This is a genomic window from Sediminibacterium sp. FW305-C-49 (genome assembly GCF_058231085.1).
This window is the reverse complement of record NZ_JBIQXS010000002.1, coordinates 882,232-895,988: the sequence shown is the minus strand read 5'-3', so window position 1 is coordinate 895,988 and position 13,757 is coordinate 882,232. Positions and strand designations below refer to the sequence as shown.

The 13,757-nt window shown below is 41.9% G+C and carries 16 protein-coding genes and 1 tRNA gene; 13 read left to right on the top strand and 4 right to left on the bottom strand.

The annotated features are described in order from the left end of the window. The first annotated feature begins 17 nt into the window (after positions 1-17). Positions 18-103, top strand: a tRNA-Leu gene (locus ACH3Z1_RS11375). Between the two features lie 233 nt (positions 104-336). Here ACH3Z1_RS11375 and ACH3Z1_RS11370 read toward each other — a convergent pair. After that, entirely contained in the window at positions 337-894 is a 558-nt protein-coding gene (locus ACH3Z1_RS11370) for a hypothetical protein (RefSeq protein WP_490822099.1), read from the bottom strand. A gap of 233 nt (positions 895-1,127) precedes the next feature. On the opposite strand from ACH3Z1_RS11370, the gene ACH3Z1_RS11365 reads away from it, so the two are divergent. Together ACH3Z1_RS11365 and ACH3Z1_RS11360 are read left to right on the top strand one after the other, a co-directional pair. After that, positions 1,128-2,381 (top strand): DUF2130 domain-containing protein, encoded by a 1,254-nt coding sequence (locus ACH3Z1_RS11365; RefSeq protein WP_490822098.1) that lies wholly within the window; start codon positions 1,128-1,130, stop codon positions 2,379-2,381. Next, positions 2,374-3,480 (top strand): hypothetical protein, encoded by a 1,107-nt coding sequence (locus ACH3Z1_RS11360; protein WP_490822097.1) that lies wholly within the window; start codon positions 2,374-2,376, stop codon positions 3,478-3,480. Before ACH3Z1_RS11365 ends, ACH3Z1_RS11360 begins: the two co-directional genes overlap by 8 nt. Before the next feature lie 81 nt (positions 3,481-3,561). On the opposite strand, the gene ACH3Z1_RS11355 is transcribed toward ACH3Z1_RS11360, so the two are convergent. Beyond that, positions 3,562-4,143: a 4'-phosphopantetheinyl transferase family protein gene (locus ACH3Z1_RS11355; RefSeq protein ID WP_490822096.1), complete on the bottom strand. Its 582-nt coding sequence runs from the start codon at positions 4,141-4,143 to the stop codon at positions 3,562-3,564. A 111-nt stretch (positions 4,144-4,254) separates the two neighbouring features. Between ACH3Z1_RS11355 and dcd the strand changes: the two genes are divergently transcribed. Then, positions 4,255-4,791 (top strand): dCTP deaminase, encoded by a 537-nt coding sequence (gene dcd, locus ACH3Z1_RS11350; RefSeq protein ID WP_490822095.1) that lies wholly within the window; start codon positions 4,255-4,257, stop codon positions 4,789-4,791. Between the two features lie 76 nt (positions 4,792-4,867). Here the strand turns inward: dcd and ACH3Z1_RS11345 are convergent, their stop codons facing one another. Together ACH3Z1_RS11345 and ACH3Z1_RS11340 are read right to left on the bottom strand one after the other, a co-directional pair. Beyond that, the gene (locus ACH3Z1_RS11345; protein ID WP_490822094.1) at positions 4,868-5,350 is read right to left on the bottom strand and encodes a TspO/MBR family protein; all 483 of its coding nucleotides are present in this window, start codon (positions 5,348-5,350) and stop codon (positions 4,868-4,870) included. Next, positions 5,337-6,458 (bottom strand): DUF3810 domain-containing protein, encoded by a 1,122-nt coding sequence (locus ACH3Z1_RS11340; RefSeq protein WP_490822093.1) that lies wholly within the window; start codon positions 6,456-6,458, stop codon positions 5,337-5,339. Before ACH3Z1_RS11340 ends, ACH3Z1_RS11345 begins: the two co-directional genes overlap by 14 nt. 123 nt (positions 6,459-6,581) lie before the next feature. Here ACH3Z1_RS11340 and ACH3Z1_RS11335 point away from each other — a divergent pair, with 123 nt between their 5' ends. From ACH3Z1_RS11335 to fbaA, 9 genes are all read left to right on the top strand, one after another. Next, a complete protein-coding gene (locus ACH3Z1_RS11335) occupies positions 6,582-7,127 on the top strand; it encodes a YceD family protein (protein ID WP_490822092.1) in 546 nt (181 codons plus the stop codon). A gap of 28 nt (positions 7,128-7,155) precedes the next feature. Next, entirely contained in the window at positions 7,156-7,350 is a 195-nt protein-coding gene (gene rpmF, locus ACH3Z1_RS11330; protein ID WP_078830450.1) for a 50S ribosomal protein L32, read from the top strand. A 34-nt stretch (positions 7,351-7,384) separates the two neighbouring features. Beyond that, complete coding sequence (gene plsX / locus ACH3Z1_RS11325) at positions 7,385-8,329, top strand: phosphate acyltransferase PlsX (RefSeq protein ID WP_490822091.1); 945 nt, start codon at positions 7,385-7,387, stop codon at positions 8,327-8,329. A gap of 296 nt (positions 8,330-8,625) precedes the next feature. Then, entirely contained in the window at positions 8,626-8,808 is a 183-nt protein-coding gene (locus ACH3Z1_RS11320; protein ID WP_490822090.1) for a hypothetical protein, read from the top strand. A 189-nt stretch (positions 8,809-8,997) separates the two neighbouring features. Next, positions 8,998-10,353 (top strand): pyridoxal-phosphate dependent enzyme, encoded by a 1,356-nt coding sequence (locus ACH3Z1_RS11315; RefSeq protein WP_490822089.1) that lies wholly within the window; start codon positions 8,998-9,000, stop codon positions 10,351-10,353. A gap of 98 nt (positions 10,354-10,451) precedes the next feature. Further along, positions 10,452-11,351, top strand: coding sequence for a LysR substrate-binding domain-containing protein (locus ACH3Z1_RS11310; protein ID WP_490822088.1), 900 nt, complete (start codon positions 10,452-10,454; stop codon positions 11,349-11,351). 59 nt (positions 11,352-11,410) lie between these two features. Continuing rightward, positions 11,411-11,602 carry a hypothetical protein gene (locus ACH3Z1_RS11305; protein ID WP_490822087.1) on the top strand — a complete coding sequence of 64 codons (192 nt, stop codon included), beginning with the start codon at positions 11,411-11,413 and terminating at the stop codon, positions 11,600-11,602. A gap of 31 nt (positions 11,603-11,633) precedes the next feature. Next, positions 11,634-12,452 carry an ABC transporter substrate-binding protein gene (locus ACH3Z1_RS11300; protein ID WP_490822086.1) on the top strand — a complete coding sequence of 273 codons (819 nt, stop codon included), beginning with the start codon at positions 11,634-11,636 and terminating at the stop codon, positions 12,450-12,452. 148 nt (positions 12,453-12,600) lie between these two features. After that, complete coding sequence (gene fbaA / locus ACH3Z1_RS11295; protein WP_490822085.1) at positions 12,601-13,668, top strand: class II fructose-bisphosphate aldolase; 1,068 nt, start codon at positions 12,601-12,603, stop codon at positions 13,666-13,668. Positions 13,669-13,757 lie beyond the last annotated feature (89 nt).

Below are 13,757 nucleotides of genomic sequence, written 5' to 3'. Positions count from 1 at the left end.
TTGCCGTCCCAAAGAATGCGGAGGTGGCGAAATTGGTAGACGCACTACTTTGAGGTGGTAGCGCCTTTTACCGGGCGTGGGAGTTCGAATCTCCTCTTCCGCACTAAACCCAGATAATTTTTCTGGGTTTTTTTATGCCCGTAAAAAAACATTTCTCAAAAGCCGGATCTTACAAAGAACTTGACAATAGAATTGGCACACATATTACCTTGAGGTGGTAGTCCCCACGGTACCGTGGGGATGGGAGTTCGAATCTCCTCTTCCGCACTGAAAACTAAAAAGAGGCTACCCAAAAAAAGGTAGCCTCTTTTAGCTTAACATACACATGAGACCTCTCTAAAAAACAGACTTACAGGTAAAACTATAACTTGCCAGTGCTCCTGCCACTCCTCCATTTACATCCAGTTTTTTATTCAACGTAATACCATTATCGATCGTTACCCTGTATTGATTGTTAACCTTTGTTACCTGTGCTTTTGCTGTTCCTGATGCATAGGTATATAAAGTGCTCCCGGTTGATGTGCCAGTACCTATGGAACAATCGATCGACAAAATTTTATTCCCGGCATTCGCACCGGTAAAAGCCGTTTCAGTCACAAGTGTATATTCACCTGGGCCCTGGTCAAAAAATTTAACGGTAACAGCACTTCCTGAAAAAACGCCCTGTGTAGGAGCCCCTGATGTTGTTGCTACGATGATATGAAGGGGTGCCCCAGCCACTATCGAACTGTTCTGGCTACTGGCTCCCCTATTATATGTATAGGTGCCCATTTTCCAGCTTGCTTCGGCAGTGCCTGTATCGGTACCTGGCCCTTTATCAGATTTTGAACAGGATACACTTATCAGCATAGCCAATAAGACACTTAGAATGATCACACTTTTTTTCTGCATCATGGATATTGGTTTTTGATATTGAATAATGCGAAACGACGAAACAAAACTATCACTCACCTATATGTTTTTTTCTTAATTTCAATAAACTACAGTTTTATAGCTACAGAAAGCAGGTCTACAGGAGCAGGCAACAGAATTTGATTTTACCATAACAATACACCCGCAGATGCAGGACTTTACCATGAAGTTTTTTCTTCTCTTTCCGAATAGTATTACTTTGTAAAAAAATATACATGGCCGACTTTATCATACACTGCCCCAATTGTAACCACCAGTTTGAACCCGGCGACTCTATCAGAGAAGAGGTACAGAAAGAACTGCGTGGACAAATGGTTGACTGGCAAAAGAAAAAAGACGAGGAATTCAGACAAAAAGAACTGTCCTTTCAGCAGCAACTCCAGTTAAAAGACGAGGAAACTGCTAAAAAAATGGCCGCCGAAAAAAAGAAACTGGAAGAAGAATTAAAAGAATCGCTAAGGAAAAACATTGCCGCCGATTTTGAGAACCAGCTAAAAATGCTGCAGGAAGCTGATCAGGAAAAAGAAGAGAAATTAAAAGAAGCCCGTAAAAAAGAACTGGAATTCCTTCAAAAAGAACAGGCACTCAAAACAAAGGAAGAAGAACTCGAACTATCGTTGCAAAGACAACTGATGGAAGAAAGAGAAAAATTAAAAGAACAACTCTCCAAAGAGGAAGCGGAGAAACTGAGTATCAAAGAACAGGAATACCAGTTAAGGATGAAAGAGATGGAAAAGCAGATTGAGGACCAGAAAAAACTGGTAGAAGAAATGCGTCGCAAATCAGAACAGGGCAGTATGCAGTTACAGGGAGAAGTACAAGAGCTGATGCTTGAATCTTTGTTACAAAGTACATTTCCATTCGATAAAATCGAAGAAGTCGGTAAAGGTGTTCGTGGAGCCGACTGTATACAAACGGTGCGTAACCAGTTTGGCAATGAAGCCGGTAAAATTATTTATGAAAGTAAGCGTACCAAAGATTTTCAGCATGACTGGATTGAGAAACTCAAAAACGATATGCGTAAACTCGGTGCTGATGTAGCCATTATTGTTACACAGGCACTTCCTAAAGACATGGATCGGTTTGGTGAAAAAGAAGGTGTTTATATCTGCACTTTCGGTGAAGTAAGAAGTGTAGCTCTTTTATTGCGCAATGCACTTTTAAAAATTGCAGATGCCAAGAAAAGCCAGGAAAATAAAGGCGATAAAATGGTGATGCTATATGACTACCTTATAGGCTCCGAATTCAGCGAACAGTGGAAAGCCATTCGCGAAGGTTTTATGACCATGAAACTCAGCATACAGAAAGAACGTGATGCGATGGAAAAACTCTGGAAGGCCAGAGAAAAACAATTAGAGAAAGTATTACTGAATGCCGCACATATCAAAGGATCTATTGAAGGCATTGCGGGCGCCGATGCTGTAAACCTTAACCTGCTCGAAGACAATGAACCCTTAATACTTGAGTAATGTATTCGGACATATCATTTCCGCAGGGGAAGCAGAAAAACCATCCAGAAAGAAACCCATCTTCCCAATTAATGACGCTTTGCGCAAATACCTTTTGCATTATAGCAGAGAAGTAAAACTTCCTGTACGTTACCGCGACTTGCAACGGTACACTTATTCTGTTCCGCTAAAAGACCGGCAGGGAAAAGATACTTCCTGGGAAAAAGTATCCTATGATATGCGTGAATGGGAATACCTGCGCGAAAACCTGGTACGTATTTATGCCATCCTGAAAACAGAAGGTGATATGAGTTTTATTAAACACCTCGATGTGGCACGTATCGACTTCTGCTATTTTGGTAACAGCCAACCCTTTCGTATCAGGATCGTTAATAAGTTCAATGACAATTACGATCATTATTATATTAAACAGGCGGATGCAAGTCGTGTGTATGGCTTAGAGCTGGAACACCTCCTCTCTCCTAACCGGATGACTTATTTCACCGACAGAGACACGCTGATAGAAGAACATATTCCCGGCATACCCGGAGATATTTTTATTGCAGAACATTTACACAGTTCCAACACCAACCTGATACGACTCGCCAAAGAATTTGTAAAATTCAATGAGCGTTGTTTTGTACAACTGCTTGGCGATATGCGCTCTTATAATTTTGTGGTGAATATTATTCCTGATATTGAAGATTTTCAATACCGCATCAGGGCGATCGATTTCGACCAGCAATCGTATGAAGGCCGAAAAAATTTATACCTGCCCCAGTTCTTCAAAGAAAATAAGGCCCTGGTGGATATTGCTTTACAATACCTCGACAAATCCTCCATCGCACAATACCAGGCCGAAGAAAGAACGATGATGACATACCGGCTGGTTTCATCCCGCTACCGCATCAAAGAGCTACTCGACATCATGAGTACAGATACCATTTCCACCAAAGAGAAACTGGAGCAGTTAAAAGAAGAGCTGGCCCTGCATTTCAACGCGGCTGCCTCTTTTGCCAAAGCACGCACCATGGGACAACTGGTTAAACGACAACTCAAACAAACCCTTCAAAATAATCTCCTGCTCATACCCAAATCAAAAAGCAGGTTTGATGACTAGGAAACAGAGGAATCAGAAATAAGGAATAAGAAAGTGTGGAGTATTTTACTTTTTGATTTCTTATTCCTTATTTCTTATTCATTATTCCATCCCGGTCCATACCAGTGTAAGATTGCCGAAGAGTCTGTAGTGAAGGGTTAATGGAAAAATCTCCTGTTTAATGAATTGGGTTTTGAGGGTGCCTGCTGTTTTATCGGGCAGTTCATGTATGCGTAGCACTTCACTAAAATCAACATCGCCGTTACCCCACCATTTGAACATGGCTTCTTTGGCGCTCCATAATAAAGTGAGCACTGTAATCGGATCTGCTGTTGATTGGTGCAGCATTGCGAGTTCTTCAGGATGCAGGAATTTATGTTTAATTTTTTCTACCCTGGGTGTCAGCAACTCTACATCAATACCTACCCTTTCTGTTTTACTCACAATGGCTGCCGCATAATTACCACAATGAGAAATAGAAAAATGGTATTGCTCATCGGGTAGAAAGGGTTTTCTGGTATCTGCAATGGCAATGGCTTCTGCAGGAAAATCGGGAAACAGGTAACGCAGGAGATAACGGCCGGCCAGGTGTTGCAGGCGTTTATGCGGGTGTGTAATGTCTTTTTTTAATTCCACTGTTTCCAGAAAAAAAGATTCAGCTTCGGCGATCTCCCAGACAGCCAAACGGGTATGTTCGTTGATATCTTGTTGATAAAACAGCGGCACCTTAAACTCTTAGCGTTTTAGATTGCAGATTTAAGATTTATTTGCATCCCAACCCAAAACAATTCAGGAATGATTCTCACCGACAAACGTATTTTAGAAGAAATAGACAATGGCACTATTAAAATTGAACCCTATAACCGTGCCGATCTGGGCAGCAATAGCTATGATGTACACCTTGGTAAAACACTGGCTTTATATGTAGATGAGGTACTCGATGCCAAAAAACACAATAAAATTGAATACTTCGATATTCCTGATGAAGGCTTTGTATTAGAACCACATAAATTTTACCTGGGCGTAACACTCGAATACACCGAAACACATGCACATGTTCCTTTTCTGGAAGGTAAATCATCTACCGGCCGACTTGGCATCGATATTCACGCCACTGCCGGTAAAGGCGATGTAGGTTTCTGCGGTAACTGGACCCTCGAAATCTCCTGTAAACAACCAGTCCGCGTATACCACGGTATGCCCATTGGTCAGCTCATCTACTTCCCTGTAGAAGGTGAAATTGAAGTTAAATACAACCAGAAATCAAACGCCAAATACAGCGGCCAACCCAATAAGCCGGTGGAGAGTATGATGTGGAAGAATAAATTTTGATGTGAATGGTGAATGGTCAATGGTGAATATCAATAACGCTTTTCATAGTTTGCCCATATAATTCACCATTCACCATTCACCCTACATCATTCAATCTCCAGATGGCCCCATTCAACAACAAGGCAAAGCTTACCCATGCTATATAAGGCACCAGCAACCAGGCCGCCGTTTTTGAAAATCTGGCAAAAGAAAAAATGGTTGCCAGTATAGCTAACCACAGCAGTATCATCTCTACAAGGGCCCAACCTGTTTCATGCATACCAAAGAACACAAAAGACCATGCCATATTCAGTACAAACTGAATCACAAAAAACAACAGCGCCCTGTTTCTTTTTGTTGAAACAGGTTGTTTCCAGATGAGAAAAAAACCAATACCCATCAAAACATAAAGGGTGGTCCATACCGGCGCAAACAGCCAGGATGGAGGATTAAAGGAAGGTTTGTTCAAACCAGCGTACCAGACAGGAATTTCAGGGGCCGTCACCAGCCCTCCCAGCCCGCCTAATACCACCGTAAAAGCAACAGCCGTTATTAATTTTACAACATCAGTTCTTTTCATATTTCTTAAGATAAGCAATTAACCAACCAACTACTTCATCATAACTTTTTAGTCCAGCTTCCTGGTTATTGATCCGGAGGTATTGATCATACAGATTATTCAGTGTTGAAGAAGTTTTATGCTGCCTTTTTTGAAAAAATTCCCGCACTTCTTTCCGGTCCTTTCTTACCAGCGTATCCATTCGCTCACGATTCGATTGTATGACCTGCTGAAAACGGGTGGAATCTTTATCCATGGCCAGCAAATACAATTCTTCCCTTTGCGCATAATTGAAGAGATCGTTGTAGGCAGAATATCGAAAGAATACATCACCTGAAGCCAGTGCAGCCAGTAATCCCACCATATTGGCCTCGCTTTCACTGGCATACCCTAATTGATGTGCTATTTCATGACAGGCCACAAATGGCAATACCAGTTTGGGCACATCAGTTCTTACCTGGGCCTCCCCAGTAAATGGATTGTAATAACCGGTAAAACCCATCCAGTCGGCCAGCCCGGTAAATAAGCTGGGTTTTATGGAACGGTGTGTATAGTTGAGAAAACTGTATTCATCCCAGGCGCGGGCATAACCAATACCCGCCATCCGGAAAATACTGTCAACCGGAGGTTGGGGCAATAAAGTATCGGGTAACCGTTGGCGACAGGCATTCAGGCTATCGATTAATCGGTTGGATAACTGGATCACATCTTCTGCCTGATAACCTTTTTTAGACAGTTTCAATTGATATTCAATACCCAAACGATCATAATTCAATCCCCATAAAAGCCTGAAAACAATATAAATCCATAGGATTTTGCTAAAGAGGTTAAGTCCCATCGGAACCAATAGCTGCGAGTGCCATCCTTCTCTTTTTAATCGGATGATAGAACGAACCAGTCCAACTATTAAACTGATAATGAACAAGATATACAAACAATCCCCAATACTGAAAGGTGCCCATTTGGTCAAAACCCTTAAAGTAGCTGATATCCCTTTATAAATACCTGTACTGTACCAGTTCTCGACTGCTTTGGGAAAATAACCCAGTATATGCAGCAATAATGCCATCAGCAGCAAAAAAGCCGGACGTATGAACAAAACAGGTGATAATTTCGCCATCGGTTTCATAGATACAAATATGGGTAATCCTCCTGATTCAGGTCTGTTGATAAGTAGAAGCCGCTAAAATTCAACTTTCTCTTGGCATTTCCGCCATTTTGGACTACCTTTGCAAGCCCTTAAAAATCGGTTATGAGTCATCGGCGGGAATATGAGATAGCTTTTGTGGGTTTGAAGCCGGGGACGCATGTATATGAATACCGTATTGAGGACAAGTTCTTTACCAATTATGGGGAGCAGGATTTTAAAAACTGTATCACCAATGTAAAACTGAGCCTGGAGAAGAATAACAACTTCATGCAGTTAAGGTTTGATATTGATGGCACATTGGAAAGTACCTGCGACAGATGTGGCAATCACCTGCCCATGCAGCTTTGGGACGAATTCAACATCATTGTAAAAATGGTGGATGATCCCGAAATCATGAATGAGCAGGAGGAAGATCCGGATGTGTATTATATCAGCCGGGGTGAAAGCCATATTTACCTGAGCGACTGGATCTATGAATTCATTAACCTCAGTATCCCCTTACAGAAAATGTGTAAAGAAAATGAAATGGGTGGCCCACTGTGTAACAAGGAAGTGTTGGAGAAACTGAGAAAGATGGAAGAAGAAGCACAGAAAGACAACCATAACACGGTATGGAAAGGGTTAGAGAAATTTAAGGACCTGGAATAAACATTATTGATACTTTAAAATTCGAGATATGCCGAATCCTAAACGCAGACATTCACAGCAGCGCAGTGCCAAAAGAAGAACGCACTATGTGGCACAGGAAGTTACATTGAGCAAAGACAGCACCACCGGTGAAACACACGTACGCCATCGTGCACACGTGAGCGAAGGAAAATTGTTCTATAAAGGTAAACTGGTAGCTGAAAAAGCTCCCTTGAAAGCGTAATCCTTTTAGTTCAATTGATCCAAGCTTACAGCGCATGAATATTGGCATAGACATGATGGGTGGAGATTTTGCACCGTTAGAAGCGGTGAAAGGACTGAAACTTTATCTGTCTGCCGGTACACCTGCTGCTTCACTATATTTAATAGGTGATGAAACTGTGGTGAGTCCTTTATTGGAAGAACACCAGGTGTCATCACCTAATTTGCATTTGGTACATGCCCCCGAAGTAATTGGTTACCATGAACATCCTACCAAAGCATTAAAGGAAAAACAACGTTCCTCTATTGCCATCGGATTCCATTTACTGGCTACCGGTAAGATCGACGCTTTCATCAGCGCAGGTAATACGGGTGCTATGCTGGTGGGTGCCATGTACAGCATCAAACCCATTGCCGGCGTGGCCCGACCTACTATTTCAACCATCATCCCCAAACTCAATGGGGGAACAGGATTATTGGTGGATGTAGGACTGAATGCCGATTGTAAACCTGAACAACTGAACCAGTTTGCACAACTGGGCAGTTTATATGCTCAGCATATCCTCAACATCAGTAACCCTTCTGTTGGGCTGATGAATGTAGGGGAAGAAGAAGGAAAAGGTAATATCCTCGCACAGGCAACTTATCCCCTGCTGAAAGAAAATACCCAGATTAATTTTATCGGAAACATTGAAGGCCGCGACATTTTTGGCGAAAAAGCCGATGTTATGGTCTGTGATGGTTTTACCGGAAATATCATCCTCAAAATGGCGGAATCGATCTACGATATCGCCCGCCAGCGTAACCTGGTATCAGACAGCTACTTCAGCCGTTTTCATTATGAGAACTATGGCGGTACACCAGTTCTCGGTGTAGCCAAACCAGTCATTATTGGTCATGGCATCAGCAACGACAAAGCTTTTATGAACATGATTGGCCTTGCTGCCAAAATGGTGGAGAGCGATCTTTGCGGTAAAATCGCTACCAGTTTCGGGGCTTAATCAAACATTATTTTATTGCCACTGCGTACACTGAATAGCACAGAAAAACCTCTGTGAACCTCTGTGTCTTCAGTGGCAATTCCATTTCCATCACGCCCTATAACCACTCATCACAAAGCCAAAAACTTATCTAATCCGCCAAAAACGATCTAAACGACTGAAAGTCAATAACTAATAAGCTAAATAAGCTATTTTGCAACAGATATTACTATCTTAAAGATGGTACTATATATTGCATAGTACCAAAAGTTGACTTATCTTTGATCTATCAAATCAAAAACAATAAAACAACTTATATGAAAAAGTTACTCAACAACCTCCAGCTTTTCGCGATGCTCGCTTTAGTTCCTGCCATGGTAATTGCTTACCTCGGGTCTGACAAAACCACAGCAGAAGAAAAGGAGAAAACAGAAATTGTACGCAAAGGAACCAACCTGATTGAAGTAGGTAATATGATTCACTTAGTGAAAAGCTTCTAATATCCGGTTATGATTCTATACCGTACATCGCTGCATAATAAGGTGGCAGTGGTGTTCGAAACAATGCACAACAGAGAATACCACTCCCCCTTTTCCCCATCGTTTTAACCAACCGGTTATAAATCGGAGCAAGCTGTTCAACGGCAGCCGCAAAACTTTACCTTTGCGCAAACAAACGTTAGTTTTAGCATGTGGTTGAATAATATCCTCGAAACGATTGGAAATACCCCGCTGATTAAGCTGAATAAAGTAGCAAAAGACATTCCTGCCACCGTACTGGCCAAGGTAGACTATTTCAACCCCGGTAACTCTATCAAAGACCGTATGGCTTTGAAGATGGTGGAAGTAGCCGAAAAAGAAGGCAAACTCAAACCAGGAGGTACCATCATTGAAGGTACCAGTGGCAATACAGGCATGGGCCTCGCACTCGCTGCCTGTGTGAAGGGCTACAAATGTATTTTTGTGACCACCGATAAACAATCAAAAGAAAAAGCAGATATCCTCAAAGCTGTTGGCGCTGAGGTTATTGTTTGTCCAACCAACGTACTCCCCGAAGATCCCCGGAGTTATTATAGCGTGGCCAAAAGACTGGGTCAGGAGATTCCTAACTCCATGTACATGAACCAGTACGATAACCTGGCCAACCGCCAGGCGCATTATGAAACCACCGGCCCCGAAATCTGGCAACAAACAGAAGGCAAGATCACCCATTTTGTATGTACAGCCGGAACAGGAGGTACCATTACCGGTACAGCCATGTACCTGAAAGAAAAAAATCCGAACATCAAAGTATGGGCAGTGGATGTGTATGGATCATTGCTTACCAAATATTTTAAGACAGGTGAAATAGATATGAATGAAGTACACCCTTATATCTCCGAAGGTTTTGGTGAAGATTTTGTTCCCCAGAACTATGATATGAGCGTGATTGATGAATTTGTTCAGGTAACTGATAAAGACGGCGCCGTCATGGCCCGCAAGATTGCAAAAGAAGAAGGTTTGTTCTGCGGTTACAGTGCAGGTAGTTGCCTGCAGGGACTTATGCAACTGAAAGCAGGTCTTACCAAAGACGATGTGGTGGTTTGTGTCTTTCACGATCATGGCAGTCGTTATGTAGGCAAAGTGTATAACGACCAGTGGATGATGGAACGCGGTTTCCTTGATGTGAAAACTTTTAAGGATATTGTCAATGGCCGCGGCGGACAAAAACTGATTACCGTTGCCCCCGACCATACAGTGGCGGCAGCCGTTGAACTGATGAAGAAATACGATATTGAACAGATCCCCGTATTAAAAGATGGCGAAATCATTGGCTCTTTGAGTGAAGGAGGTTTGTTCCAGAAAATATTCAGCAATCCGGAATTGAAAGATGCATCTGTATCAAGTGTGTTGGAACATACTTACCCTGTTGTAGATTTTCTTACACCAGTTGAAAAAATAGGCACCCTCATCAACAAAGAAAATGGTGCGGTACTGGCCAAAGATGAGAAAGGCGACTACCATATCATTACCAAATATGATGTTATTCAAAGTCTGACAAAGTAATACATTAAAAAAATTAAAGGCCCTGCACACACATCTGCAGGGCTTTTTTTATTCCGGATGTTTTAAAGAATACCTTTACCATTCCATAAATCAATCCAATGCTCTCCGTAAAGCATGAAGTTTTTCTTGAAGTGGCAAAACAGAAAAGTTTCTCCAAAGCCAGTCAGTTACTTTTTATTTCACAGCCCGCTATCAGTAAACATATCAGAAACCTGGAAGAACAGTATGCAACCCGTTTGTTCGAACGAAAAGGGGTGAGTATTGAATTAACCGAAGCAGGAAGATTATTGTATGAAAAACTCATAGAAGTAAAAGCCATACAGGACCAGACAGAATTTGAGTTATCGGCTATCAAAGACCTCTTACAGGTAAAAGGCACGCTGAAATTGGGTGCCAGTACTACAGTTGCCTTGTATATTTTACCAAAAGTATTATCTGCTTTCCAGTCCAGGTACCCACAGATTGTTATCAACTTACTAAACCGTAATACAGAGATTGTTTTACAGGCATTGTTAAATGGCGAAATCAATCTGGGTATTGTAGAAGGTCGCTCCAAACTCACACAGGTGAGTCATCGCCCATTTATTACCGATAAAGTGGTAGCCGTATGCAGTAAGAAAAGTGCCATTGCAAAAAAGAAACAATATGAATTAGATGAATTATTGCATTTGCCACTGGCCCTGAGAGAGGCAGGCAGCGGAACCCTTGCCGCCCTGAGGTCTTCACTCGAAAAGAAAAAAATAAAGATGAGTTCCTTACAAACAAAAGCACGTTTGGGTGGAACAGAAGCTTTGAAAAATTTTCTGGTAGAGTCTGATCTGCTTGGCTTTCTGCCACAACGTTCTGTTTTGAAAGAACTGGAACAGGGCACATTAACAGAAATTCATTTTACCGGACTGCAGATCGAAAGAAACTTCTATTTCATTGAGCGGAAGGGTGAAAACAGTGAACTTAACCGGACATTGATCCGCATAGCCGAAAAGATGTATAACTTTTAGTTATAGCCAATAACAATACCTGATGAAACAGGTTATAAAACAGTAACTATGTTTGCGGTATGAAAACAAGGATTGAAACATCGGTAAACATATCTGTACAAGCGGTTGAAAAATTAACTTCCCTCCTTTCGCAGTACCTCACCCCCGACTATAATGCACTCTTTACAGGCTGGAAAAAACTGACAGAAAAAACATATAGTCCATCAGACAGCAGCATCCCGCTGGTGGCGGTTGATCTAACCGGTTCCTGATTGGATCCAATGAAGTTCTGTATTTTGCAGTATGGCTTTGTTTACCGACCAGACCGGCACTACCATTTCGCTGCATGCTGCACCCAAACGGATTATTTCATTGGTGCCTTCACAAACAGAATTACTGGCAGACCTTGATCTGGCGCATGAAGTAGTGGGCATCACCAAATTTTGTGTACACCCGAATGATTGGTTCAGCAACAAGACAAGGGTGGGTGGCACAAAAGATGTAAAAACAGATCGTGTGGCTGCCTTATTGCCCGACCTGATCATTGCGAACAAAGAAGAGAATGTAAAAGAACAGGTAGAAGCTTTAAGACGTATTGCACCTGTATGGACTTCGGATATCAATACTTTACAGGATGCTTATGAAATGATCCGACAAGTAGGGCTGATCACAGAAAAAGAAAAAAAAGCTGCAGAGATCATAGAGAAAACGGAACAGGAATTTGCCAGCTTAGCAGAACAAATACAAAAAACTGCTACTAAAACCTGTGTTTACCTGATCTGGAAAGATCCATATATGACCATCGGTTCCGATACTTTTATTCATGACATGCTCCGTTACTGTGGTTTCGAAAATTTATTTGAAAAATCGAAACGTTACCCCGAAACATCCATTGAATTATTGCAAACCTTATCACCGGAATGTATACTATTATCATCGGAGCCCTACCCATTTGCCCATAAACATATTGAAGCCATACAAAAGGCATTACCAGGCTCCCATATTGAACTGGTAGATGGAGAAATGTTCAGTTGGTATGGAAGCCGTTTAATGCAGGCACCTGCCTATTTCTGCGGGTTATTAAACAGAATCAACAGTTCATCCACAGCCCCAAAAAGCTAACATGTGTTTGCGGTAAGTAAAGTATCTTGCCGGCCAAACGGAGCATGAATGGTGAATGGTCAATCGTGAATTCATATTGACTATGCACTATTGACCATTCACCATTTACGCTTCACGATTCTCCATCATCAACAAAACAAGAACAAATATGAAAAAGTACAGGGCCGGCGTTTTATTCGGTGAAGAACTGGAAGCATTGTATAATGATGCAAAAGACAATCAGTTTGCATTACCTGCTGTGAACACCATTGGTTCCAACACCATTAACGCTACACTGGAAACTGCTGCTAAAGTAAACTCTCCTGTTATCATTCAATTCTCTAATGGAGGCGCACAATTTGTGGCCGGTAAAGGAATGCCCAATGATAACTTACAGGGTAATATTGCTGGTGGAATTTCAGGTGCTTTGCATATTCATAATGTAGCCAAATATTATGGTGTTCCCGTGGTATTACATACCGACCATGCTGCCAAAAAATGGTTGCCATGGGTAAGTGGTCTGATCGATGCCGGCGAACAATTCTATAAAGAAAAAGGTCAACCTCTTTTCAGTTCACATATGCTCGACTTATCCGAAGAACCCATCGAAGAGAATATTCATACATCTGTTGAATTCTACAAGCGAATGGCTCCATTGGGTATGAGTATTGAAATTGAACTGGGTGTTACCGGTGGTGAAGAAGATGGCGTTGACAACAGTGGTATTGAAAATGATAAACTCTATACACAACCACAGCACGTGGCTTATGCCTATACTGAATTAAGCAAAGTAGGTAAACTTTTTACCGTTGCTGCTGCTTTTGGTAATGTACATGGAGTGTACAGTCCAGGTAATGTAGAGCTTCGTCCTGAAATTCTGAACAACAGCCAGCTCTATATTGAGCAGGAACTGAAAACAGGAAAAAAACCTGTGTATTTTGTGTTCCATGGTGGTAGTGGTTCGCCCCAGCACCAGATCAGGGAAGCCATTGGATATGGCGCCATTAAAATGAATATTGATACCGACCTTCAGTGGGCTTTCTGGGAAGGCATTAAAGATTTCTATAAAAAGAATGAAGCCTATCTCCAGGGACAGCTTGGTAACCCCGAAGGTGCCGATAAACCCAATAAAAAATTCTATGACCCACGCGTATGGCTCCGCAAAGGCGAAGAAAGCTTTGCCAAAAGGCTGGAAGTAGCATTTGAGGACCTGAACTGTATTAACAGAAATGCCTGATAGTCAATAGTGAATAGTCAGTAGTGAGTTGTATCTTTTACTCACTACTGACCACTCACTACTCACTTTTCCCTATCTTAGCCGCCCAA